The sequence below is a fragment of the Iocasia fonsfrigidae genome, assembly GCF_017751145.1.
Lineage (GTDB): Bacteria > Bacillota > Halanaerobiia > Halanaerobiales > DTU029 > Iocasia > Iocasia fonsfrigidae.
The window spans coordinates 3,374,577-3,398,842 of record NZ_CP046640.1 but is presented as its reverse complement, the minus strand read 5'-3'; the positions used below and the strand labels follow the sequence as shown (position 1 = coordinate 3,398,842).

General features: G+C 36.7%; 22 protein-coding genes and 1 riboswitch. Of the genes, 20 read left to right on the top strand and 2 right to left on the bottom strand.

Going from position 1 to position 24,266, the window contains the following annotated elements:
• Window position 1 precedes the first annotated feature (1 nt).
• From GM661_RS16280 to GM661_RS16270, 3 genes are all read left to right on the top strand, one after another.
• Window positions 2-1,195, top strand: coding sequence for an ABC transporter permease (locus tag GM661_RS16280; RefSeq protein ID WP_230867754.1), 1,194 nt, complete (start codon window positions 2-4; stop codon window positions 1,193-1,195).
• 76 nt (window positions 1,196-1,271) lie between these two features.
• Window positions 1,272-2,066: an outer membrane lipoprotein-sorting protein gene (locus tag GM661_RS16275; RefSeq protein WP_230867753.1), complete on the top strand. Its 795-nt coding sequence runs from the start codon at window positions 1,272-1,274 to the stop codon at window positions 2,064-2,066.
• A 9-nt stretch (window positions 2,067-2,075) separates the two neighbouring features.
• Window positions 2,076-3,110: a hypothetical protein gene (locus tag GM661_RS16270; protein WP_230867752.1), complete on the top strand. Its 1,035-nt coding sequence runs from the start codon at window positions 2,076-2,078 to the stop codon at window positions 3,108-3,110.
• A gap of 95 nt (window positions 3,111-3,205) precedes the next feature.
• On the opposite strand, the gene GM661_RS16265 is transcribed toward GM661_RS16270, so the two are convergent.
• Both GM661_RS16265 and GM661_RS16260 read right to left on the bottom strand, forming a co-directional pair.
• Complete coding sequence (locus GM661_RS16265; protein ID WP_230867751.1) at window positions 3,206-4,240, bottom strand: sensor histidine kinase; 1,035 nt, start codon at window positions 4,238-4,240, stop codon at window positions 3,206-3,208.
• A 4-nt stretch (window positions 4,241-4,244) separates the two neighbouring features.
• Window positions 4,245-4,874 (bottom strand): response regulator, encoded by a 630-nt coding sequence (locus GM661_RS16260; RefSeq protein WP_230867750.1) that lies wholly within the window; start codon window positions 4,872-4,874, stop codon window positions 4,245-4,247.
• Window positions 4,875-5,410: 536 nt separating this feature from the next.
• Here GM661_RS16260 and pheA point away from each other — a divergent pair.
• The 17 genes from pheA (at window position 5,411) to GM661_RS16175 (ending at window position 24,257) form a co-directional block, all read left to right on the top strand.
• On the top strand, window positions 5,411-6,259 hold the full coding sequence (gene pheA / locus GM661_RS16255; protein ID WP_230867749.1) for a prephenate dehydratase: 849 nt from the start codon (window positions 5,411-5,413) through the stop codon (window positions 6,257-6,259).
• Between the two features lie 14 nt (window positions 6,260-6,273).
• A complete protein-coding gene (hisC, locus tag GM661_RS16250; protein WP_230867748.1) occupies window positions 6,274-7,377 on the top strand; it encodes a histidinol-phosphate transaminase in 1,104 nt (367 codons plus the stop codon).
• A gap of 324 nt (window positions 7,378-7,701) precedes the next feature.
• A complete protein-coding gene (ilvB, locus tag GM661_RS16245; protein ID WP_407929681.1) occupies window positions 7,702-9,360 on the top strand; it encodes a biosynthetic-type acetolactate synthase large subunit in 1,659 nt (552 codons plus the stop codon).
• A 4-nt stretch (window positions 9,361-9,364) separates the two neighbouring features.
• The gene (gene ilvN / locus GM661_RS16240) at window positions 9,365-9,853 is read left to right on the top strand and encodes an acetolactate synthase small subunit (protein WP_125986216.1); all 489 of its coding nucleotides are present in this window, start codon (window positions 9,365-9,367) and stop codon (window positions 9,851-9,853) included.
• A 28-nt stretch (window positions 9,854-9,881) separates the two neighbouring features.
• Window positions 9,882-10,871: a ketol-acid reductoisomerase gene (gene ilvC / locus GM661_RS16235; RefSeq protein ID WP_125986214.1), complete on the top strand. Its 990-nt coding sequence runs from the start codon at window positions 9,882-9,884 to the stop codon at window positions 10,869-10,871.
• 14 nt (window positions 10,872-10,885) lie between these two features.
• Window positions 10,886-12,403, top strand: coding sequence for a 2-isopropylmalate synthase (locus GM661_RS16230; protein ID WP_230867746.1), 1,518 nt, complete (start codon window positions 10,886-10,888; stop codon window positions 12,401-12,403).
• Window positions 12,404-12,467: 64 nt separating this feature from the next.
• Window positions 12,468-13,733: a 3-isopropylmalate dehydratase large subunit gene (gene leuC, locus GM661_RS16225; RefSeq protein WP_230867745.1), complete on the top strand. Its 1,266-nt coding sequence runs from the start codon at window positions 12,468-12,470 to the stop codon at window positions 13,731-13,733.
• Window positions 13,730-14,221 (top strand): 3-isopropylmalate dehydratase small subunit, encoded by a 492-nt coding sequence (gene leuD / locus GM661_RS16220; protein WP_230867744.1) that lies wholly within the window; start codon window positions 13,730-13,732, stop codon window positions 14,219-14,221. Before leuC ends, leuD begins: the two co-directional genes overlap by 4 nt.
• Window positions 14,222-15,283 (top strand): 3-isopropylmalate dehydrogenase, encoded by a 1,062-nt coding sequence (locus tag GM661_RS16215; RefSeq protein ID WP_230867743.1) that lies wholly within the window; start codon window positions 14,222-14,224, stop codon window positions 15,281-15,283.
• Window positions 15,283-16,866, top strand: coding sequence for a citramalate synthase (gene cimA / locus GM661_RS16210; protein ID WP_230867742.1), 1,584 nt, complete (start codon window positions 15,283-15,285; stop codon window positions 16,864-16,866). The genes GM661_RS16215 and cimA overlap by 1 nt, the downstream gene beginning before the upstream one ends.
• Window positions 16,867-17,457: 591 nt before the next feature.
• Complete coding sequence (locus tag GM661_RS16205) at window positions 17,458-18,654, top strand: aminotransferase-like domain-containing protein (protein WP_230867741.1); 1,197 nt, start codon at window positions 17,458-17,460, stop codon at window positions 18,652-18,654.
• 50 nt (window positions 18,655-18,704) lie between these two features.
• Window positions 18,705-19,715 carry a FecCD family ABC transporter permease gene (locus GM661_RS16200; RefSeq protein ID WP_230867740.1) on the top strand — a complete coding sequence of 337 codons (1,011 nt, stop codon included), beginning with the start codon at window positions 18,705-18,707 and terminating at the stop codon, window positions 19,713-19,715.
• A 6-nt stretch (window positions 19,716-19,721) separates the two neighbouring features.
• The gene (locus GM661_RS16195) at window positions 19,722-20,999 is read left to right on the top strand and encodes an ABC transporter ATP-binding protein (protein WP_230867739.1); all 1,278 of its coding nucleotides are present in this window, start codon (window positions 19,722-19,724) and stop codon (window positions 20,997-20,999) included.
• A gap of 39 nt (window positions 21,000-21,038) precedes the next feature.
• Entirely contained in the window at window positions 21,039-21,695 is a 657-nt protein-coding gene (gene pgmB, locus GM661_RS16190) for a beta-phosphoglucomutase (RefSeq protein WP_230867738.1), read from the top strand.
• A 51-nt stretch (window positions 21,696-21,746) separates the two neighbouring features.
• Window positions 21,747-21,850: riboswitch (SAM riboswitch) on the top strand.
• An 86-nt stretch (window positions 21,851-21,936) separates the two neighbouring features.
• Window positions 21,937-23,121 (top strand): homocysteine biosynthesis protein, encoded by a 1,185-nt coding sequence (locus tag GM661_RS16185; RefSeq protein ID WP_230867737.1) that lies wholly within the window; start codon window positions 21,937-21,939, stop codon window positions 23,119-23,121.
• A complete protein-coding gene (locus GM661_RS16180; RefSeq protein WP_125986192.1) occupies window positions 23,114-23,527 on the top strand; it encodes an NIL domain-containing protein in 414 nt (137 codons plus the stop codon). The genes GM661_RS16185 and GM661_RS16180 overlap by 8 nt, the downstream gene beginning before the upstream one ends.
• 7 nt (window positions 23,528-23,534) lie before the next feature.
• Window positions 23,535-24,257, top strand: a complete 723-nt coding sequence (locus GM661_RS16175; RefSeq protein WP_230867736.1) for a UPF0280 family protein — start codon at window positions 23,535-23,537, stop codon at window positions 24,255-24,257.
• Window positions 24,258-24,266 lie beyond the last annotated feature (9 nt).

Sequence of the window (24,266 nt, the reverse complement as noted above, 5' to 3'; positions counted from 1 at the left end):
TATGTTCAAAATAGCCTGGCGAAGTATTATGAGAAATAAGAGGCGTTCACTTTTAAGTTTAGGCTTAATAATTGTCAGTATAGCAGTTTTATTCCTATTAAAAGGATACTTTACTTCAACATTTGAGGGGTTACAGATGATGGCTATTAGAGAATATAGTAACTTACAAATTGCTAAAGAAGGCTTTTGGGATAAGAAAAGTGTGGATAGGAAGGTTTTAAGTAAGGATGATATTGCTAAGATTAATGAGATACTTAACAATAAAGAGCATGTGACAGATTATACTAGAACTTTGCAGGTCTCTGGAATCTTAGGAACAGAAAAAAGAAGTACTATTGTTTCAGCCATGGGGGTAGAAACCGATTATAAACAGAATATATCTATTAAAAGTGGAACTTCCTTATTCCCAGGTGATCAAGACAGAGTAATTGTAGGGCAGGGGATAAAAAAGATATTGAATATTGAAGAGGATGAATGGGTTTCGATAATGGCTACAACTATTGATGGTGCCTATAATGCAGGTAGTTTACAGTTAAGTGGTTCCTTCTCTATAGGAAATGATGATGCAGATAGCCATTATATTATGATGCCCCTTAGTTTTGCCCAAATTCTACTAAATACTGAGGGAGTAGACAAATTTAAAGTTTTATTGACTGATACTAAATTAACTGATCGTACTATTGTAGAATTAAAATCAGATTTTAAAGAAGCAGGCTTAGATGTTGAAATGAGAAGCTGGGAAGATTTAGCTGCTTTCTATCATCAGGTTAGGGGATTGTATGAAACAGCTTTTTTATTTCTATCAATGTTAATATTTCTCTTAATATTTATTAGTATATTAGAGATTATGTCGATGTCTTTTTTTGAACGGATGAATGAAATTGGTACAGTTAGAGCTATTGGGACAAGACAAAGTCAAGTATTTACACAGTTGATTCAAGAGGCATTAATTATTGGAGTTATGGGGGGTGTTCTGGGGATTGCTCTAGGATGGATAGCAGGAAATATTGTAAATAGCTTAAATATAACCTATACTCCGCCTAATACTCAAGAGGTGCCTTTATATATTAAATTAGCGTTAAAAAATGGAATAACTCCATTTTTAATAGTAATCCTTGCTACTACCCTATCAACCGTTTATCCTGCTCTAAAGGCCGCACGCCTTAAGGTAGTAGAGATGTTGAGACATGTTTAGTAGATTTATATTTATAGGAAGTTGTTTACAGTAGGGTGATTATAGTTGCCCTTAATTAAAAAGAGGGGTGTTCCTAATGAGGATAATAAATAAAAAGTCTATGATATTACTTATAATAATATCCATATTTTTATTAAATACAAGTAAAATATATGCTACTGGTTCTAAAGAAATCATACAGTTAGCTTTAGATAAACAAAATTTACATGAAAATTCCTATCTAATTGAAATGGACTGTACAGTAATCGAAAAAGTTAAAGATAAGGATAAAATTAATGATGGAGAAGAGACTGAAACCAATAGTTCAGCATTAAGAGTTTATATTTATAATGGTGGGGAGCGACAAATGGTAACCTTTACTGCACCAGAAGATTTAGTTCATAATAAATTCTTAATTATAGGAACTAATAATTGGATGTCTAAAAAGAATCTTCGGCGGCCAATTAGAATTTCGGGACAACAAAGAATATTTGGGGATGCTGGTATAGGAGAAACAGTTGGTATTAATTATTATAGAGACTATGATATTAAAGAATTTCATGAAGTAGAAGATTCTTATATTATAGATTTGCTTGCCAAAGATGAAAAGACTACTTATCAGCAAGTGAAATTAACTATCAGCAAGGATACAAATAGGATTAAACATGTTATATTAAAAGCTGTCAGTGGTACTCCATTAAAGGAATTAAATTATAAGAATCATAGAAAAATAGGAAATCATGAGGTTGCTGATATAGTTATCAAAAATCTATTACAAGATCAAGATAGAGTTACAGAGTTAAAGTATATAGGTATACAGGTTAAGGAGTTGTCACCAAGGGCTTTTCAACCACTAATGATGAGTAGATTTGATTTACTCATTAAAGATTAAAGGCATAAAATGGCTAATTATAAGAAGATCTTAATGATATTAACTTTCTTAATAATTATTATTTTACGGCTTGTTAATAATGCTATGGCTATTGAACTGGACAGTAAATTAATTACTGAATTTGATTATTCCCATATTGATAATGATAATTTACCTGATTCATACATCCTTGACTCAGAAAGTAGTGTAGATACTACCCTGGAGTTAAGTGCTTCAGGGATATATGGTCTTTATCAGTATGACTTAAGGGTAAAAGGAGAAACAGAGGAAGATTCTGTATACCTTGATGAATTTTTAATTAATACAATGGTTGGAGATAGTATATTAGAGTTTGGGAAGGGGTACTGGACTTGGGGGAAAGGGTTTAGTGAGTATTATCCTACATATCCCTTGGATGATGAAGAGAGTTATTTAGGTAGTGAGTTTAGCTTGATGACGTTCAATTCTACTTTTAAGGTAGGCGGTACTTTTGATAGTGATTATGAGGACTTATACTCTGCTTGGATTAAGTATAATTCATTACTTAAAACCAGTGATTATACCTTAATTTTATCTTATCTTAAGGATAATAGTGATTTAGATCCAGACCAAAGGTTAGATAGTGAGAAGAAAAAGAAAGGCATTAACCTAGGAATTAATTACTCTAAAGATTTTCTTAATGGTTTAGCTGTATATGGAGAATATAATAAACGTTATTGGGACTCTTTAAATGAGAAGTCTAATCTCTATCTCTTTGGTGGAGAGTATATTACTAAAAATGATAAAGTAATTGTTTTAGAATACTATCGTGAAAAGAGTGATTATCTAGTCTGGGTTATAGGAAACCATGGAGATCTTTTTAGTGATTGGAACTGGCAGATAAAAGATGTAATAGATTTAAATGACCATGGAGATATTAGAACTTTCAATTTATCTTATTCTGGTATAGAAAATTTAACTTATTCTATAGAGATAGAGCACTTTTCTGGTCCTAAAAGTAGTAGAATAGGAAGTAAACCTGAAGATTTAACTATTAATTTTAAGGTCTCTATTGACCTTTTATAAGTATGGGAGCTTAAATTATCTTGTTAATATTAATTTGAATATGATAAGTGAAGATTTGAGAAAGTGGAGAAAAGAAATTCCTTTTCTCTGCTTTTTTAGATTATAGCTTGAATAGTAGTTCCTTCTCCAACTGTTGATTCAATTAGTAATTTTCCCTTAATCTGTGCAATTCTTTCTTCCATACCTTGTATACCAAAATTATTATTTTTATCTATCTCTTCTAGGTTAAATCCTTCTCCATTATCATGGATAGATAAGTGGATATTATCTTCTTGTATCTGTAAAGAGATTTGAATTTTACTTGCGTTAGCATGTTTAACAATATTATTTAAAGCCTCTTGTATTATTCTATATAGTGTAAGTTGTATTTCATTATCAATAAAATCTTCATTTCCTATAAGCGAAAAGGAGATAACTAAATTATATCTTTTTTTAAATAAGGTAATTAAGTTTTCTATAGTTTCTAAGAAGCCTCTTTTACTTAAATCTAAAGGTTTTAGTTCATAAATCATTAGTCTCATTTCTGCTTGAACCTCTTGAATCATTTCTTGTAATTGCTTAATCATATGCTTTGATTTTTCTGGGTTATGCTCTAATAGGTAGTTTAAAGTGTTTAGATTAAGATTGATACCAAATAGATTCTGTGATACAGAATCGTGGAGTTCACGGGCAATTCTATTTCTTTCTTCAATGATAGCCAGTTCTTTATTTTCTTGTTCCAGCTTTATTCTCTCTTCCTTTTCATGAATATTAGCAAAGAATAGACAAACCATTACTGAAGCCACAGCATTACCTAAGGCTATATATACTAAGGTTGTTTTAGATAATTCTTGTATATAAGCGAAAGGTAAGGCAATAATATAAAAGATTATAAAAGATAGAATATAGGTTATTATAATTTGAAGGGATATGTGAGTATTTTTATTTGAAAATGATATATAGTTAACTAAGCCAAGAGTTAGAGAGATAAAAAAACCTACTAAACTTCCAAAGACTATATAACCTATTAAAGTATAAAGAGTTATTGGCGATTCGTAGAAAGCTAACATAAAAGTTAATGATATTCCAATTCCTATTAAACTAGACTTTCTAGCTATTTTAAGCATCTTAATAAAATTATCTATGTACATAATATCACCTGCCGATTAGATTCTCTTCGATTGCTTTGATAGCAGCTTGAGTTCTATCTTTTACATCAAGCTTTCTTAGTATATTACTTATATGAGTTTTAACAGTCTTATCAGAGATGAATAAGGCTTTGCCAATAGCTTTATTGGACTTTCCTTTGCTTAGTTGTAATAAAACATCCTTTTCCCTAGAGGTAAGAGGTTCTATCACTGCTTTCTTTTTAGTAACTCGTTTCATCAATTTTTTGGCAATTCTAGGGTGTAAGATAGGCTCTCTTTTTTTAGCGGCAAAGATTGCTTCTGTTAGTTTTTGAGGTTGTGAATCTTTCATTAGATAACTCAATGCTCCAGCATCGATTGCAGCTATGATTTCATCATCTTCACAGAAGCTAGAGAGTATTATTATCTGTACACTGGGATTAACCATTAGAATTTTTTTGGTCAACTCAACTCCTGTCATATCAGGAAGGTGTAAATCTACAATAGCTATCTCGGGGTTTTTCTCTTTGATATCTGCTAAGGCATCCTTTCCATTACTTGCTTCTCCAATTATATCTATCTCTTCGTTAGTACTTAAAAAAGTCTTTAAACCTTGCAGCACAAAAGGATGGTCGTCGACTAAATATATTTTAATCATTATTTACTCTCCTTTGTGGTTATTTTAATATTTATCTTCTGAATAATTTCAAAAATTCCTTGTACTTATACTAAATATTATATGTTATTTCATTAATATTTTGAAGCTAAGAAGGTTGTGATTCAATTAGTACAAAAGGAGTATATTGAGATAGTTTTTAACTTGCAATTAATATAAGAGCTAAATTAACAAAAATTACTTGACAAGAGAAAATAAATTCTATATAATATGTGTCAAAATATAAGCATAAAAGACTATGAACAGGGAAAGTAATTACCAAGTATTTTGGCAGCGAATCAGGATTGGTGGGAGCCTGATAAAGTGCTTTTTAATGAAGTTCCCCTGGGAGTTGTAGGCTGAAAGAGATAATAGATATTAGGCCTTAACGGAGACCAACCGTTATCATGGTAAACTATTGTTTTTTAGTAGTTTTAAAAGGCCATTAAGGATGGTATAGAAGATAAAGACTTGTTCCTTGCAGGGAGCAAGTTTTTTTATATTATTTTTAAATAATAAAAAAAGAAGGAGTGTAAGTTATGGGTATACTGAAGTGTGGATATCTGGGACCGCCGGGGACGTATAGTGAACAGGCTGGGATAAGTTATTTTACGGTTGATGAAAAATTGGTATCTTATAATTCTATATATAATATCTTTGAAGGAATCCAGTCCGGGGAGATAGATAGGGGATTGGTGCCGATTGAAAATTCCCTGGAAGGGGCTGTAAATGTTAGTATGGATCTTCTTTACAGTAATTCCTTTGTAACTATCCTTGCTGAACTTATTTTTCCAATAAATAATTGTCTGTTGGTAGAAAAGGGTGTTGGGCTGGCTGATATCACTAAGGTATATTCACACCCCCAACCTATTGGTCAGTCCAATAAATTTATTAACAGCAAACTGTCCGCAGCTAGTATTAGCTATACAGCAAGTACAGCTGAGGCTGCTGAAATTGTGAAAGGTAGTAGTGATAGTGCTGTTATAGGTTCTGAACGAATAAGTGATATCTATGGACTGGAGGTTATTGCTAAAAAAATTCAGGATAATGACAATAACTTTACCAGGTTTTTTGTCATAGCTAATAAGCTTGATATTGGTGGTCTGGTGTATAAAAAGGATAGGGACTATAAGACATCTTTAATATGTGCCCCCAGGATAAACAAGTCAGGAGCCTTATATAATATCCTTGGTGATTTTGCAGAGGAAGGGGTTAATTTAACCAGGATTGAATCAAGGCCAACTAAAAGACAGTTAGGGGAGTATCTTTTTTATATTGATTTTGAGGGTCATAGACAGGAAAAAAATATTAAGAAGGCACTTGATGGTGTACAGGAAAAGTCATCTTTTTTCAGGGTACTGGGGAGTTATCTTATTGAAAAAATTTAAGGAGGTTTTTTCTAATGATTGGTATTGATGTGAAGGATTTGATGAGGAAAGAACTCAATAAACTCAAGCCGTATATACCGGGCAAGCCGATTGATGAAGTTAAGAAGGAGTTTGGACTTGATAAAATTGTTAAACTGGCTTCTAATGAAAACCCCTTAAGGGTTTCTGAACAGGTAAAAAAGGCTGTTGCTGCTGAAATGGAGGTAGTTAACCGTTACCCGGATGGGGCCTGTCGTACATTAAAAGGTCTTTTAGCAGATAAGCTATCAATTGATGAAGAAATGATTTTGTTTGGTAATGGTTCTGATGGTCTATTGAAGGTGATTGCTGAGGCTTTTTTAACAGCTGAAGATGAAGTTATTATATCACACCCTACTTTTGTAGAGTATGTTTTTGTTTCACATTTAATGGGGAGCCAGCTTGTCAGGATTTGTATGGATGATTATAGACAGAATTTACGGGCAATAGCAGAGGCTGTTACAGCTAAAACAAAGATGATTTTTTTAACAAATCCTCATAATCCTGCTGGTACGATATTTAGTCAGAGTGAGCTTGACAATTTGCTTGAAACCTTACCTGAAGGGACTATTGTTGTTATGGATGAAGCATATTATGAATATGTACAGGATGAGAATTATCCAGATGGGATCGAGTATATCCAAAAAGGGTATCCGATTATTGTTTTAAGGACTTTTTCTAAAGCCTATGGTTTAGCTGGACTAAGGCTGGGCTATGCTGTTGCCAGTAAAGGGGTTATAGAGATATTAAGGAAGGCCAGAGACCCGTTTAATGTTAATCGAATAGTTCAGGCAGCTGCCAGAGCAGCCCTTAAGGACACCGCTTTTCTGGAAAAATCACTTCAGATAAATGAAAAGGGTAAGGAGTATTTATATCAAGAACTGAATAAAAGAGGTATTGAGTATGTGCCAACAGAGGCAAATTTTATGTTAATAAACCTCAAGATGGATTCAATGGGTGTTTTTCAGCGTTTACTGGAGATGGGGCTTATTATTAGACCTGGTAAACCACTGGGGTATCCTGAACATATTAGATTGAGCATTGGACTTCCTGAGGAAAATAAATATTTCATTAATTGTATTGACATTTTAAGGTCATAGTAATATAATTATTAATTAAATAATTGACCTAAAATCAGGAATTAGTTTTAAACTTTTAAATCTCCGAATTAGTGATCAGGAATTAGTTAAGGGGATTTATATTTGCTTGATTGTGATCAAGAGAAGTAGTTATAAAAGAAAAATATAATATAAATTTATAAGAGGTATAGAAGAAGGCAATAGTAGTTAGTAGGGATACTTCTTTTATATTAGAAAGATATTTATATAAGATAAATCTGTATCTTTTTGGTATTAAAAGCCCTGAATAGCTATATTCAGGGCTTAATTTTTTATAATTAAGGAGAGGTGATTTTATTGACAGTAATGTCAGGGGCAGACATCTTAATTAAGAGTCTGTTAGCGGAGAATGTAGAAGTGATTTTTGGTTATCCTGGTGGAAAAGTAATCCATATATATGATTTATTATATGAATGTCCAATTAAACATTATCTTGCCAGGCATGAACAGGGAGCAATTCATGCTGCTGATGGCTATGCCCGTAGCACTGGAATGGTTGGGGTTTGTATTGCTACCTCTGGCCCTGGTGCTACTAATCTGGTAACTGGGCTTGCTAATGCATACATGGATTCAGTTCCAGTGGTGGCTTTTACAGGTCAGGTAGCTACTTCACAGATCGGTAAAGACTCTTTTCAGGAAGCCGATATAAAGGGAATTACCATGCCGGTTACTAAACACAATTACCTGGTAACAGATGTTAATGATCTGGCCAAAACAATTAAAGATGCCTTTTATATTGCAAAGACAGGGAGACCTGGACCGGTATTAATTGATCTACCTGTCGATGTAGTTAAGGCAGAGGCTGAATATAGCTACCCAGCTGAATCGGACCTGCCTGGCTATAAACCAACCTATAAGGGTCACAGCCGTCAGGTAAAGCTTGCAGCAGAAAAGATAAATAAGGCTAAAAAACCGGTTATTTTTGCTGGTGGTGGAGTTATTATCTCTGAGGCCGCTGAAGAATTAAAGGAATTGGCCTGGAAGGGAAATATTCCAGTAATAACATCACTTATGGGCTTAGGGTCTTTCCCTGGTGATGACCAGTTATCACTTGGTATGCCTGGTATGCACGGTACTCGTTATGCCAATTATGCCTTTTGCGAGACAGACCTTATTATTGCTATTGGGACACGTTTTGATGATAGGGTTACAGGTAGGCTTGATAAATTTGCTTCTCAGGCTGAGGTTATTCATATTGATATAGACCCTGCGGAAATTAGTAAAAATGTAGAGATATTAATTCCGATTGTTGGTGATGCTAAAAATATTGTCAGGGAGTTACTCCCTTTAATTAAAGATAAAGATAGAAAAGAGTGGTTAAGTCAGATTGATGACTGGAAAAAATCTCATCCCCTTAAATATAATAATAATGCAGATGAAATATTACCACAATCTGTAATTGAAAGTATTTATAAAATTACTGAGGGTGAGGCCTTAATTGTAACAGAGGTGGGTCAACATCAGATGTGGGCGGCACAATTCTATAAATATTCTAAACCACGTACCTTTTTTAGTTCAGGTGGTTTAGGGACTATGGGATATGGACTCCCTGCTGCTTATGGGGTTCAAATAGGTAGACCTGATAAAACAGTTGTTAATATCTCTGGTGATGGTAGTTTCCAAATGAATTTGCAGGAATTAGCAACTATCAGTAATTATAAGATACCGGTTAAAACAGTGATTTTAAACAATGGTACACTTGGTATGGTCAGACAGTGGCAGGAATTGTTTTTTGAAAAAAGGTATTCAGCAACGATGTTGGATAATCCTGATTTTGTTAAATTGGCAGAGGCCTTTGGCATTTTTGCTCTAAGAATAGTAGAGAAAGAAGATTTATTACCTGCTTTAAATAAGGCCTTTGAATATGAAGGACCTGTTCTACTTGATATTAAGGTTGCTCAGGAAGAAAATGTTTTTCCAATGGTACCTGCCGGTGCGGGAATAAAAGATATGATTGGGGGTTAATAGAGTGAAACATATTTTGTCTGTAACAGTATTAAATCAACCGGGTGTCTTAAATAGGATTACAGGTCTATTTGCCCGTCGAAATTTTAATATAGATAGTCTAAATGTAGGTGAGACAGAAGACCCTTCTTATTCACGAATGACTATTGTGGTTAAAGGGAATGATCAGACCCTGGAACAGGTAAAAAAACAGCTCCATAAACTCATAGATGTAATCAAGATTACTGACCTTGATCAGAGTAATATTGTTGACCGTGATCTGGCTTTGATCAGGGTTAACTGTACCAGGGAACATAGGTCAGAGATTATACAGATTGTTGATACATTCAGGGGAAAGGTAGTTGACCTCTCTACAGATAATGTTATGATTGAAGCGACTGGAACAGAGAATAAGATTGAAGCCCTGATTGAGGTCCTAAAGGATTTTGGCATTCAAGATATTGTTAGAACAGGGATAATAGCCCTTGGTAGAGGGCAGTTATTAGATAAATAATATAAACCTTTGAGGAGAGTGAAGTAAGATGTTAGAGATTTATTATGACAAAGATGCGAATTTAGACCTGCTTAGTGGTAAGACAATTGCTATTATTGGATATGGTAGTCAGGGTCATGCTCAGGCTCAGAACCTTAAAGAGAGCGGGTTAGATGTTATTATTGGTTTAAAAGAGGGTAGTAAGAGTAAGACTACTGCTGAGGATTTTGGTTTTGAGGTATATAATACTGCTGAAGCTGCTGCCAGGGCTGATATTGTACAGCTGCTAATACCTGATGAGGTGCAGAGTGCAGTCTATAAGAATGATATTGAGAAGAATCTAGTGGAGGGTAATGCCCTGGTCTTTTCACATGGTTTCAATATTCACTTTGGTCAGATTGTACCTCCGGAGAATGTGGATGTATTTATGGTAGCTCCTAAAAGCCCCGGACATTTAGTAAGAAGAATGTATGAAGAAGGTAGGGGGGTTCCTGGACTGCTGGCAATAGAACAGGACTATACTGGTAAGGCTAAAGAAGTAGGTCTTGCTTATGCTAAGGGTATAGGCTGTACCAGGGCTGGTGTTATTAAAACTACTTTTAAAGAAGAGACAGAGACAGACCTCTTTGGTGAGCAGGCTGTCCTCTGTGGTGGTACTACAGCATTGGTAAAGGCTGGTTTTGAAACACTGGTTGAAGCAGGTTATCAACCTGAAATAGCCTATTTTGAGTGTTTACATGAACTTAAATTGATTGTTGACCTCCTTTATGAAGGTGGACTGGGTAATATGAGGTATTCGGTTAGTGATACTGCCCAGTATGGTGATATTACAGTTGGTCCAAGATTAATCAATGATAATGTCAAGGCAGAAATGAAGAGCGTCCTTGAAGATATACAGAACGGTAAGTTTGCCAGGGATTGGATCCTGGAAAACAGAGCTAACCGACCCTTATTTAATGCCCTTACTAAAAAGGATGAAGACTCACTCCTGGAAAAAGTAGGCAAGAAACTGCGTGGTATGATGTCCTGGATTAAATAGGAAGTGAAAATATTATGAAAAGGATCAAGATATTTGATACAACATTAAGGGATGGAGAACAATCGCCTGGTGTTAATCTAATTACTGAAGAAAAGCTGGCTATAGCTAAACAGCTGGCCAGACTTAAGGTAGATGTGATAGAAGCCGGGTTTCCGATTGCTTCACCAGGGGATTTTGCAGCAGTAAAGGCTATTGCCGAAGTAGTTAGAGATGTAGAAATAGCTGGTCTGGCCAGGTCAAATCAAAAGGATATTGATCGGGCCTGGGAGGCACTTAAAGGGGCTGAAAACCCGAGACTACATGTGTTTATTGCTACCTCGCCGATTCATATGAAATACAAATTAAAGATGACAGAGGATGAGGTCCTGGAAAGGGCTGTCTTTGCTGTAAAGCATGCGCGGCAGTATACCTCCAATATTGAGTTTTCACCTGAGGATGGCTCGCGGAGTAAGTCTGAGTTTCTCTACCGTCTCTTTAAAGAGGTTATTAAAGCTGGTGCAACTGTCTTAAATATCCCTGATACAGTTGGTTATGCTACCCCTGGAGAGTTTGGCAATTTAATTAAGGGTATTAAAGAAAATGTCAGTAATATTAATCAAGCTGAGATTAGTGTGCACTGCCACAATGATTTAGGTCTGGCGGTTGCTAATAGTCTGGCTGCTCTGGAAAATGGAGCAGAACAGGTAGAGGTAGCTGTCAATGGAATAGGTGAAAGGGCAGGCAATACCGCTCTTGAAGAGATAGTTATGGCTCTGGCTACCAGAAAAGATTATTATAATCTGGCTGTAAATCAGGATACTACTCAGATTATGAGATTAAGTAGAATGGTTGCTAATTTAACTGGTATGGATATTCAGGCCAATAAGGCTATAGTGGGTAAAAATGCCTTTGCCCATGAAGCTGGAATTCATCAGGATGGTGTTATCAAAGAGAGAACTACCTATGAGATTATGGATGCTAAGAGCATTGGTCTTAATGAAAACAGTCTGGTACTGGGTAAACACTCTGGGCGTCATGCCCTCAGGGATTTTGTAGAAAAAAGTGGTTATGAGCTCAGTGAGGAAAAATTTGAAGACCTTTTCAGGGAATTCAAAAAATTGGCTGATAAGAAGAAAAAGTTAAAACCTATGGATATTGAGGCTTTGATTAATAACGAAATATATGCCATAGATACTATTTATGAACTTGATTATGTTTCTGTCTCAACAGGTAATACAGTACTTCCCACGGCAACTATTAGAATCAAGAAAGAGGAAGATATTTTAGAAAAAGCAGCCTGTAGTGGTGATGGCCCGATAGATGCTATTTTTCAGGCCATAAATGAAGTCCTTGACTTTGATAATATAAAATTAATCTCCTATAAGATTGATGCTATTACTGAAGGTACAGATGCCCTGGGTGAAGTAGTAGTAAAACTTGAGATTGATGGCAAGACATATATAGGCCATTCAGCTCAAACAGATATCACCTATGCCAGTACATTGTCTTATCTTGAGGCGATTAATAGATATATGTCGACCAATCGGAAATAAGAAGTCAGAGGTAAGAAGTAAGATAAGAAATGAGGAGTGTAATATAAACAGAGGGGGTAATTATATGGGGATGACTATGGTAGAGAAGATTATAGCCGCCCATTCAGATAATGATAGTGTTAAACCCGGTCAGATAGTTAATGCCAGGGTAGATCTGGTTCTGGGAAATGATGTCACAACACCTGTTGCCATTAAAGAATTTAATAAAATTGGAGTAGATTCTGTATTTGATAGAGATAGGGTGGCAATAGTGCCAGATCATTTTACACCAAATAAAGATATAAATTCTGCTCAGCAGGCCTTAATGGTCAGAAACTTTGCTCGGGAGAAGGAAATTACTAATTATTTTGAAGTAGGGGAGATGGGGATTGAGCACTGTCTCTTACCAGAAAAGGGTTTGACCCTGCCTGGTGAAATTATAGTTGGGGCAGATTCACATACCTGTACCTATGGAGCATTAGGTGCTCTGGCTACTGGTGTTGGTAGTACAGATATGGCGGCAGCTATGGCTACTGGTGAATTGTGGTTCAGGGTTCCGGAAACAATCAAGTTCGTCTATACAGGTAAACTTAACCCCTGGGTAAGTGGTAAGGACTTGATCCTCTATACAATTGGTAAGATAGGAGTTGATGGGGCCCTTTATAAAGCAATGGAATTTACTGGTGAGGCTATTGAGAACCTGTCAATGGATGGTAGAATGACAATGTCTAATATGGCTATTGAAGCAGGTGGTAAATGTGGGCTTATTGCCTGTGATGATAAGACAAGGGAGTATTTAACAGATAGGGCTGTAAGGGATTTTACTCCTTACTATAGTGATAATGATGCAATCTATGACCGTGTAATTGAATATGATGTAAGTGAGATAGAACCTCAGGTTGCCTTCCCCCATCTACCGGAAAACACCCGTCCTGTTAGTAAGGCAGGGGATGTTAAGATACAGCAGTCTGTTATTGGTTCCTGTACCAATGGACGCCTGGAAGACCTGCGAATTGCTGCTGAGGTTCTTAAAAATAAACATGTCCATGAAGATGTCCGCTGTATTGTATTACCAGGTACTCAGGAGATCTATAAGCAGGCTATGAAAGAAGGATTATTTGAAATTTTTATTGATGCTGGTGTAGCAGTAAGCACACCGACCTGTGGCCCATGTCTTGGCGGACATATGGGAATTCTGGCTAAAGGGGAAAGGGCTATTTCAACTACTAACCGGAATTTTGTTGGTAGAATGGGTCACCCTGAAAGTGAAGTATATTTATCTAACCCAGCAGTGGCAGCTGCGTCAGCGGTTAAAGGATATATAGCTAGTCCTGAGGAGGTAGTAGAATGAAGTTAACAGGTAAGGTTTTTAAATATGGAGACAATGTCGATACTGATGTGATCATACCAGCAAGGTATCTTAATAATTCTGATCCCCGGGAACTGGCTGCTCATTGTATGGAAGATATTGATGAGAATTTTGCACAGGAGGTAGCCGAGGGGGATATAATAGTTGGCGGCAAGAACTTTGGTTCAGGTAGTTCAAGGGAACATGCCCCCCTTGCTATCAAAACAGCTGGTGTTTCCTGTGTTATTGCTGATAGTTTTGCCCGTATTTTCTACCGTAATTCAATTAATATAGGCCTCCCTATTCTGACTTCTCCAGAAGCAGTAAAAGGCATTAAAGCCGGGGCTAGATTAGCAGTAGATCTTGATAGTGGAGAGATAAAGGACCTAGATACGGATCAAACATATCAAGCAGCACCTTTCCCTGAGTTTATGCAGAATATTATCAAGGCCGGCGGTCTGATTGAGAAAGTAAAAGGGGAGGTTGGTTAAATGGCGAAAATTGCTGTTATTCCTGGTGATGGGATCGGTAAAGAGGTTGTAAATGAGGGAGTTAAGGTCTTAGAATATTTGAATAGCACTTATGAGTTAGGTCTTAGTTTTAAAGAATTTGATCTTGGTGCTGCCAGGTATTTAAAATATGGGGAACTGGTTCCTGATAATGTATTAAATGAGCTGGAAACCTTTGATGCTATTTTTTTAGGGGCGGTAGGTGACCCTGCTGTTGAGCCTGGAATTTTGGAAAAGGGTATTCTCCTTAAATTAAGATTTTATTTTGATCAGTATGTTAATTTGCGTCCAGTAAAATTATATAATGATAGGTTTTCTCCTTTAAAAGGTAAGGGTGTTGATGAAATTAATTTTACAGTTGTTCGTGAAAATACAGAAGGACTTTATGCAGGTATTGGTGGTTTTCTAAAAAAAGACACCCCTGATGAGATAGCCACCCAGGAGATGATTGCTAGCAGAAAAGGTGTTGACAGGATACTCAAATATGCTTTTGAATATGCCCGTAAGACTGGAGGGAAGTTAACTGTTTCTGATAAGAGTAATGTCCTGACTTATGCTCACAACCTGTGGCAGAGGGCCTTCAAAGCAATGGCTCAGGAATATAGTGATGTAGAGACAAACCATTACCTTATTGATGCTATTACGATGAAGATGGTAAGAAACCCGGAAATATTTGATGTTATTGTCACCTGTAATCTCTTTGGGGATATTATTACTGACCTTGGGGCAGAATTACAGGGGGGGATGGGTCTGGCGGTTTCTGGTAATATTAACCCTGATACTGTTTCTATGTTTGAACCAGTTCATGGTTCTGCACCTGATATTGCCGGACAGAATATTGCTAACCCACTGGCAACAATCCTGGCTGCCGGTATGATTGTCGAATACCTTGGCCATGAAGAATTATCCGCTATGGTTGATCAGGCTGTTCAGTCTTCGATAGATAATAATAAAGTAACACCTGATATGGGTGGAGAACTGAGCACCTCTGAAGTAGGAAATCACCTTGTTAAGGTTCTTAAAGAACTGAAGGGGGATAAATAATGAAATCATTAACATTTTATGATACAACCTTAAGGGATGGAGCACAGGGTGAAGGTGTATCTTTTACTGTTGATGATAAAATAAAGATAGTTAAAAAACTTGATGATTTTGGGATTGATTATATTGAAGGGGGTTGGCCTGGTTCTAACCCTAAAGATGAAGAATTTTTCGCGGCAATCAGGGATTTAAAACTAAAACATAGTAAGATTGTTGCTTTTAGTTCTACCAAGAGGTATGGTATTGATATTAAAGATGATTTAAATATCAAGAAAATGATAGATTCCGGGGTGGATACAGTCGCCATTTTCGGTAAGTCCTGGGATTTCCATGTTACTGATGTCCTTAAAATATCCCTGGATGAAAATCTGGCCCTGATCGAGGATACAATAAAATATTTGCTTGAAAATAATATGCAGGTTATTTTTGATGCTGAGCATTTTTTTGATGGCTTTGCTAGTAATCCAACATATGCCCTGGAGACCCTGAAGGTTGCCTATGAAGCAGGTGCAGAGGTTTTAGTTTTATGTGATACCAATGGTGGGCAGTTGCCGACACAACTGGCTAGTACTATAGGTAAGGTAAAGGAATCCTTGACAGCACCATTAGGTATTCACGCCCATAATGATAGTGATGTAGCTGTAGCGAATTCGCTGCTGGCCTATGAACTGGGAGCAGTTCAGATTCAGGGAACTATCGGTGGTATTGGTGAACGGTGTGGTAATGCGGATCTTGCCAGTATTATACCTGCTTTAAAAACGAAGTATAAGCTTGAACTTAGTAATTTGAATGTTAATAAAATAACCTCTCTTTATTATTATATAATGGAGGTAGCTAATCTGGTTCCTGAGAACAATCATCCCTATGTAGGGAGCAGTGCTTTTACACATAAAGCTGGGATGCATGTAAATGCCCTGCAAAAAAATTCAGAGACCTATGAACATGTCTCTCCTCAGATATTTGGTAATAAGAGGAGGATACTTGTTTCTGAACTATCAGGAAAGAGTAATTTAAAATATAAACTTCAGGAACTAGGTTTTGACCTGTCAAATTTTACAAAAGAGGAATACCGCAGCTTGGCTACCAAGATCAAGGATATGGAATATCAAGGTTACCAGTTTGAGGGTGCTGAGGCTTCTCTTAAATTACTTTTTCTCAGGGAATATGAAGACTATCATTCACTTTTTGGGGTAGAAGACTTTAAGATAATTAGCCATAATTTTGGCAAAAAAACTGATTCTGAAGCCGTTGTCAAACTAAAGGTGAAAGGGGAATCTGTTCATATAGTTGCCGAAGGAGATGGACCGGTTAATGCCCTTGATAATGCCTTAAGAAAGGCACTGCTCAGTTTTTTCCCTTCCATAGATGTAATGAAATTAATAGATTATAAGGTGCGTGTTTTAAATGGTAAAGATGGAACTGCTGCCAAGGTACGTGTTTTAATAGAGAGTTCTAATACAGAACAGTCCTGGACTACAATTGGAGTGTCAACTAATATTATTCAGGCCAGCTGGCAGGCTCTGATTGATAGTTTTGAATATGCTCTTTATCTAGCCAAAAACAACGGTAGTTTAAGTGCTAATTAGCAGGATATTTAGTACTATTGAGTTAATTTCTATGATTAGATTGATTAAATAAAATTGCTGTGGTATAATAAAGAAGATTGTTTTATAGTTTAAATATATTTTATATATTTATAATTATATAAATAAAGAGTGAGGAAAGGGATTAAGCCGCCCTGGAGCTGGGTTCTGAACATAATCTAAGTAGGAATCATCGGTTGTACCGTTAAAACTTAAGCTGCTGTGAATAAACAGCACTTGCTGAGGTTATTGTGATAGATAACAAAGCATGGTGGTACCGTGTAAATTATACACCCCTGCATTTATGTAGGGGTGTTTTGTTTTATTCATATGAGAAACTATGTGATTTTGAAATTGTTGATAACTTTGAAGACCAACAAATATATTTGTCTTAGTTAAGGTGGCTAAGTAATAATTTTTTATTCTATAGCGACTCTAACTTTTTGTAGAGGCAGGACGCCGGAGCAAAAAGTTTTGACAGAGAGCGGAGGCACGGATGCCGTAGTGAACGACAAGCGGTAGAATGAAAATTATTACGGTCGTAGCAGGCTGACGAAACCACTTAATTTTAAAAATAAGAAAGGGGAATTGTTAATGTTAGATAATTTGTTTGCTGATAGGGTTGAGGAGATGTCAAATGGTGAACTTGCTGAGTTTATGAAACTGGTTGGTCAGGGGGATGTGCTTTCTTTTGCCGGGGGGATCCCTGCCAGTGAGGTTTTTCCTTATAACGGACTAAAAGACCTGAATGATAGGCTTTTAAATGATCTGGGGGCAGAGGTTTTTCAGTATTGTAGTACTGACGGTTCTGACAACCTCAAGGAATATATTGTAGGTTTTCTGGGAGAGAGGGGTATTAATACCAGTAAAAAGGAACTGCTGATTACTACTGGTTCACAACAGGCCCTTGATCTTATCAGTAAAATATTTATTAATACAGGGGACAATATAATTGTAGAGAAACCAGGGTATGTAGGTGGTATTGGGGCAATTAAGAGTTATCAGGCTAATCTTATAGGGATTGATCTTGATAAAGATGGTTTATGTGTAAATATCCTTGAAGAAAAATTGGATAGAATATATGCCGAAGGGGAGCAGATTAAGTTTATCTATCTGGTTCCTGATTATTCTAATCCCTCTGGAAGTAGATTGTCACTGGAGAGGAGAAAAAAGATTTTAGAGTTGGCTGAAAGATATGATTTTTATATTATTGAAGATACTCCTTATAGTGAACTTAATTACTTTAATGAAAGACTGCCTTTTATTAAGGAATTTGATCAAGATAACCGGGTTATTATGCTGGGGTCTTTTTCTAAATTTTTTATACCGGGTATGCGGGTCGGTTGGGTCTGTATTGAGGAAGGGATGATAGATTTATTGACAAAGGCTAAACAAAATACTGACCTGGCTTCAAACACATATGGTCAGGAACTGCTGGCCCTTGCTGGTAATAGTGGCTTAGTAGATGAACAGCTAAAAAGGGTTAAACCTTTTTATAAAGCGAGGTTACTAAAGATGGAAGAGTCTCTGCAGAAATTTTTTCCTGAAAACACTTCATGGTATCAGCCTGAAGGTGGTTTTTTCTTCTGGGTAAGGTTGCCGGAAAATATAAAGAGCAGGGATTTATTTCAGGTAGCAATTAAAAATAAATTGGCCTTTGTTACTGGGAATTCTTTTTTCCCGGTTTATCAGGATGGTAATCACTATATCAGGTTGTCATTCTCTGATACTACCCCTGCTGAAATAGAAAAGGGTATAGCGTTATTAGCAGGGATAATTATTGATTATTAAAAAACAGGAATTTTAATTTATTTCTTGAATAAAGTATATGGTGGTTATTAATGAATAATAAAATTAAGACAATGCTTTTTTTTATAGGGTTTTTATTGATAGGGCTTATAATAATTAGTTTATCCCTGTCAATTGGTAGTATATATATCCCTTTCAAACAGCTTATCAGGGTATTGTTTTCAGCTGAAAGTGGGAGTACTTATGGCTTAATTGTTAAAAATATTCGTTTACCCAGGGTTATATTGAGTTTGCTGGTAGGTTCAGGGCTTGCTCTGGCTGGTGCTGTATTTCAGGGAGTTATCCGCAACCCAATGGTTGACCCTTATGTTGTAGGGATTTCATCTGGGGCTGGTACAGCAGTAACCCTGACTATTATTCTAAATATTGACTGGGAGTTTCTGGGGATAAGTACTATCCCTTTAATGGCTTTTATAGGTGCGGTAATAACCGTATATATTGTTTACAGCTTATCTTACAGTAAAAGGGGCCTTCCGGTTATAACTTTTCTTTTAGCTGGGGTAGCAATGGGATTTCTACTTAATGCTGTCATGTCCTTTTTAATGGTTTTAGGGACAAACAGTTTACACAAGGTGGTTTACTGGTTGATGGGTAGTCTGGCTACTGCCAGTTGGCAGGAGATTATAACGATTCTTCCCTATTATTTTACAGCTTTGCTTATAATAATTTTCCATATAAATGACCTAAACACCTTACTACTAGGGGAAGAGAATGCCTATAACCTGGGTCTGGATATTGAAAGAGTTAAACTACACTTGATCATTGCTGCGGCCCTTATGACAGCGGCAGTAGTATCTGTAAGTGGCATTATTGGTTTTATCGGTCTGATTGTACCTCATATTGTCAGGATATTAATAGGTCCGGATCATAGAAAAATGATACCGGCAGCAGCCCTGTTAGGGGGGTTGTTTTTGCTTGTCAGTGATAACCTGGCCCGTACTCTCCTGGCACCTATGGAAATACCGGTAGGAATTATTACTGCTTTAGCAGGGGGACCGTATTTTATTTACCTATTACGAAAGACTAAAGGGGAGTACTGGTGATAGAAAATGATAAAAATAGAAGGACTTCATTTTAGTTATGGGGATAAAAGAGTATTAAAGGAGATAAATCTATATCTTACTAGAGGTGATTTTATCGGTATAATTGGGCCCAACGGTTCTGGAAAATCAACCTTTCTTAAGACATTAAGCGGGTATTTACCAGCTGATAAGGGTGTTATTTATCTAGATAATTATTTATTAAATAAAGTATCTAATGAGGACTTAGCCCGTATAATGGCTGTGGTACCTCAAGATACAAATGTTGATTATAATTTTAAAGTTTATGACCTGATTATGATGGGGCGAAGACCGTATCAGAATCGCTGGGGCATGGTGAGTGAGCAAGATAGGGAAATTGTAAGTGAAGTAATGGAGATGACAGATACTCAGGGCTTTTCTCAGGAGAATATTAATAAACTTAGTGGGGGAGAGCGGCAGAGGGTGATTATTGCCCGGGCCCTGGCTCAGGAACCTGATATCTTGCTGCTGGATGAACCAACTGCCAGTCTGGATATTAATTATCAGGGGGAGATATTTGACTTGCTGGCTAAATTAAATAGGTACAGGGGTATTACGATTATCCTTGTTTCACATGACCTTAATCTCAGTGGTCAATATTGTGATAGACTGATTTTGTTAAAGGATGGGCAGGTCTATAAGACAGGTATTCCTACAGAAGTATTAAGGAGTGAAACTATTGCTGAGGTCTATCAGAGTGATGTGATTATTGAGGAGAATCCTTTTACTGGCAAACCATACCTGATTATGGTTCCTGGGGGTAGTAAAAAAAAGCAGTGGGGAAAGAGAAGCACAATTACAGAAAATACTCCTAAAATTCATTTGATATGTGGGGGTGGTTCAGGGCGCAAAATGTTTTCCCTGCTTCATAATAAGGGTTTTCAATTAAGTTGTGGAGTTTTAAATATTGGTGATAGTGATTGGGAAACAGCCAGGAGGTTAAACCTTAAGATAGCTGAGAGTCCACCTTTTAACCCGATAAGTAAGCAGAGTTTGGAATATAACCGACAGTTAATGACTGAGGCAGATATAATCTTGCTTGCTGAAACACCTTTCGGCCATGGTAATCTAGATAATCTAAAACTCCTTCTTGATTTAAGTGACAAAACTATAATTCTTAAGGGGGGAAGGAAGTTTCAGGAGCGTGATTTTACAGGGGGAGAAGCTACTTTATTATGGCAGGAACTTAAGCGGCGTCCAGGGTGTTATTTGAAGAATAAAACGGCGGATATTTTACAATTAATCGAAGACTTAATAAAAATATAATTGTTTATAAGGATATAACTATGGGGGTGTATTATTAATATGAGCAAAAGGAATAAGGGAGAAATAAAGGCGGTTATTTTTGATCTAGATGGTGTTTTAACAGATACAGCGGAATATCATTATCAAAGCTGGAAAAAGCTTGCTCAGGAAGAAGGGATATCTTTTACCAGAGAGGATAATGAACAATTAAGGGGTGTAACCAGGAGGCAGTCACTGGAAATTTTGCTAAAAGGGAAGACACTACCTGAAGATAAAATGGAAGAGTTGATGGTTAAAAAGAATGAATATTATCAGGAATTAATTAATAATATTACAATGGAAGATCTTATACCAGGTGTAGAGGAACTATTAAATCAGCTGCAAGAAGATGGGTATAAGCTGGCTGTTGCTTCAGCAAGTAGAAATGCTAGAACAGTTATTGAAAATCTGGAGATTGGGAAGAAATTTCAGCTTATTGCTGACGGCTATAGTGTGAAAAATAATAAACCAGCCCCTGACCTGTTCCTCTATGCTGCTGAGGAGTTAGAGGTGGAACCTGAGGAATGTATTGTGATTGAAGATGCAGAGTCTGGGATTGAAGCAGCTCTGGCGGCAGGGATGCATACTGTTGGTATTGGGCCTGAAGAGCGGGTTGGACAGGCTGATTTCAGGTATGATAAAATAAAAGATATTAAACTGGCTGATATTGTACAGTGATATTGACTTAAGAAAAGTATTATGCTATACTATTGATAATTTAATATTCATTTCTTATCAAGAGATGGCTGAGGGACTGGCCCGATGAAGCCCGGCAACCGGCATAAGCACGGTGCTAAATCCTGCAGGATAAATTATTTCCTGGAAGATGAGAGCTATGTAAATAACCTCTTCCTCCAGGGAAGAGGATTTTATTTATAAAGGGAGTTTAAAGTATCGAAATAATTAAGGAGTGAGGGAAATGAGCGGGAAAAAAACAGAAAAGAGTTATGCTGAGATTAATCAAAGAATAAAAAAAGGTGAAGCCCTGGTTCTTACAGCTGAAGAGATGATTGATTTTGTAGATGAAAATGGTGAGGATAAGGCCCTTGCAGAGGTTGACGTAGTTACTACAGCTACTTTTGGGGCAATGTGTTCTTCTGGTGCCTTTTTAAATTTTGGACATTGTGATCCCCCTATAAGAATGGGGAGGGTCTGGTTAAATGATGTTATGGCTTATGCTGGTCTGGCAGCTGTTGATGTTTACTTAGGTGCAACTGAAGAATCTGAGATAAAAGGGCTGGAATATGGAGGGGCACATGTTATTGAAGAACTACTTGCTGGTCGAAAAGTACATTTAAGGGCCACTTCAAAGGGTACTGATTCTTATCCCCGTAAAGAACTTGATACCTATATTACCCTGGAAGATTTGAATCAGGCCTATTTGTTTAATCCCCGGAATTGCTACCAAAATTACTGGGTAGCAGTAAATTCCTCTGATAAAATGATTTATACCTATATGGGGCCTTTGATGGCCAGATTTGGGAATGCAAGTTATAGTAGTGCTGGACAATTAAGCCCTCTTTTAAATGACCCCTATTATAAAACTATTGGTATTGGGAGTCGGATATTTCTGGGTGGTGCCCAGGGATATATTGCCTGGGAGGGTACCCAGCATAATCCTGTTAGGGAAAGAAATCAAAAAGGGATCCCGGTAGGTGGTGCTGGTACTATGGCAGTGATTGGGGATTTAAAAGAGATGAGTACTGAATATGTCCGGCCTGCCTCTATTGAAAAATATGGTGTAAGTATGTATGTGGGAATAGGTGTGCCAATTCCTATTTTAAATAAAGAAATGGTCAGGTATACAGCGGTTAGGGATAGGGACATTGATGTTACTATTGTTGATTATAGTGGTGGTGTAAGGGATAACCCTACCTTAGGTCAGGTTAATTATGAACAATTGAGGTCAGGTACGATTGTTCTGGAAAATGGCCGGGAAGTACCGACTGCACCATTATCCAGCTATAATAAGGCCAGAAAGATTGCCCTTGAATTAAAGAAATGGATAAATAATGGAGAATTTTTATTAGAAAAACCCGTGGAGAATTTATCAACAAACAGTCAGTTTAAGATATTGAAGGAAGGGGCTGTTCCTAATGTGTAAAAAAAGATTAAAGTTGGTTTTTGGCCCTGAAATTGTCGGTAAGCCAGTAACCTATAATTTAATTAAAAAATATGATGTAATTATTAATGTTTTTCAGGCCAGGGTTTTGCCTGATGAAGAAGGCCATATGGTGCTTGATATAAGAGGTAAAAACGAGGAATCTATTAAAAAGAGTATTAAATACTTGCAGTCAGAGGGTGTAATGGTTGATTTTTTGGAAAAGAGTATTAGTTATAATCAGGATAGGTGTATTAATTGTGGGGCCTGTACAGGGGTATGCAGGAGTGGTGCTCTGCTTATGGATCAAGAAAGCTGGGAATTAATAGTTGATCAGGATAAGTGTTTATTATGTGAAATGTGCTTATCTGCCTGTTCAATGAAGGCCCTTTCCCTGGAGCTTGGGTGAGTTTTTAATGTATGAGCCGCGTTTTTATAGGGAATGGACTAGTAATAGATATAAAAAATTTACAGTATCTTATCAGGAGACTGATCTCTTGATATATGCCCCCAAAAAACTGGTAGAAGAAACATATGAGGAAGTAAGAAGGCTAAGAAAAAGTCTTGATTATTATATTAATAGTCATCCTGCTTTTCTCAGTAGTTTTGTTCCTCTTGACATATATGGTAATGCCCCTGATGAAGTAAAAGTTATGGCTGAAATGTCTGCCAGGGTAGGGGTAGGGCCAATGGCTGGTATTGCTGGTTTGTTTGCTGAAAGGATTGGTTGTTATTTATTAGATTATACAGATGAGGTCATAGTTGAAAATGGTGGAGACATTTTTTTATCCCTCAATGAGGATTCTAGGATAGGACTTTATGCTGGTAAAGGCTCCCCCTTCAGTGATAAACTGGCTATTAAGGTGTTTCCCAGGCAAAAGCCTCTAGGTATCTGTACTTCATCCGGGAGATTAGGGCCTTCTTTTAGTAAGGGTAAAGCAGATGCTGTTACAGTAGTAAGCTCTTCAACTATATTGGCTGATGCAGCTGCCACAGCTGCTTGTAATCGCGTAAAAAACAGGGATGATATAGCAGAGACAATTAATTGGTTAAAGGGAATTGAAGGTATTATAGCTGCTGTTATTATGATGGATGACCAGTTAGGTGTATGGGGGGATATTGAATTAATAAAGCGATAAAACTATAGT

Excerpts from the sequence above, each read along its gene's own strand:
- GM661_RS16280 (WP_230867754.1), top strand. The coding sequence starts at position 2 with ATGTTCAAAATAGCCTGGCGAAGTATTATGAGAAATAAGAGGCGTTCA.
- GM661_RS16275 (WP_230867753.1), top strand. The coding sequence starts at position 1,272 with ATGAGGATAATAAATAAAAAGTCTATGATATTACTTATAATAATATCC.
- GM661_RS16270 (WP_230867752.1), top strand. The coding sequence starts at position 2,076 with ATGGCTAATTATAAGAAGATCTTAATGATATTAACTTTCTTAATAATT.
- GM661_RS16265 (WP_230867751.1), bottom strand. The coding sequence starts at position 4,240 with ATGTACATAGATAATTTTATTAAGATGCTTAAAATAGCTAGAAAGTCT.
- GM661_RS16260 (WP_230867750.1), bottom strand. The coding sequence starts at position 4,874 with ATGATTAAAATATATTTAGTCGACGACCATCCTTTTGTGCTGCAAGGT.
- pheA (WP_230867749.1), top strand. The coding sequence starts at position 5,411 with ATGGGTATACTGAAGTGTGGATATCTGGGACCGCCGGGGACGTATAGT.
- hisC (WP_230867748.1), top strand. The coding sequence starts at position 6,274 with ATGATTGGTATTGATGTGAAGGATTTGATGAGGAAAGAACTCAATAAA.
- ilvB (WP_407929681.1), top strand. The coding sequence starts at position 7,702 with ATGTCAGGGGCAGACATCTTAATTAAGAGTCTGTTAGCGGAGAATGTA.
- ilvC (WP_125986214.1), top strand. The coding sequence starts at position 9,882 with ATGTTAGAGATTTATTATGACAAAGATGCGAATTTAGACCTGCTTAGT.
- GM661_RS16230 (WP_230867746.1), top strand. The coding sequence starts at position 10,886 with ATGAAAAGGATCAAGATATTTGATACAACATTAAGGGATGGAGAACAA.
- leuC (WP_230867745.1), top strand. The coding sequence starts at position 12,468 with ATGGGGATGACTATGGTAGAGAAGATTATAGCCGCCCATTCAGATAAT.
- leuD (WP_230867744.1), top strand. The coding sequence starts at position 13,730 with ATGAAGTTAACAGGTAAGGTTTTTAAATATGGAGACAATGTCGATACT.
- GM661_RS16215 (WP_230867743.1), top strand. The coding sequence starts at position 14,222 with ATGGCGAAAATTGCTGTTATTCCTGGTGATGGGATCGGTAAAGAGGTT.
- cimA (WP_230867742.1), top strand. The coding sequence starts at position 15,283 with ATGAAATCATTAACATTTTATGATACAACCTTAAGGGATGGAGCACAG.
- GM661_RS16205 (WP_230867741.1), top strand. The coding sequence starts at position 17,458 with ATGTTAGATAATTTGTTTGCTGATAGGGTTGAGGAGATGTCAAATGGT.
- GM661_RS16200 (WP_230867740.1), top strand. The coding sequence starts at position 18,705 with ATGAATAATAAAATTAAGACAATGCTTTTTTTTATAGGGTTTTTATTG.
- GM661_RS16195 (WP_230867739.1), top strand. The coding sequence starts at position 19,722 with ATGATAAAAATAGAAGGACTTCATTTTAGTTATGGGGATAAAAGAGTA.
- pgmB (WP_230867738.1), top strand. The coding sequence starts at position 21,039 with ATGAGCAAAAGGAATAAGGGAGAAATAAAGGCGGTTATTTTTGATCTA.
- GM661_RS16185 (WP_230867737.1), top strand. The coding sequence starts at position 21,937 with ATGAGCGGGAAAAAAACAGAAAAGAGTTATGCTGAGATTAATCAAAGA.
- GM661_RS16180 (WP_125986192.1), top strand. The coding sequence starts at position 23,114 with ATGTGTAAAAAAAGATTAAAGTTGGTTTTTGGCCCTGAAATTGTCGGT.
- GM661_RS16175 (WP_230867736.1), top strand. The coding sequence starts at position 23,535 with ATGTATGAGCCGCGTTTTTATAGGGAATGGACTAGTAATAGATATAAA.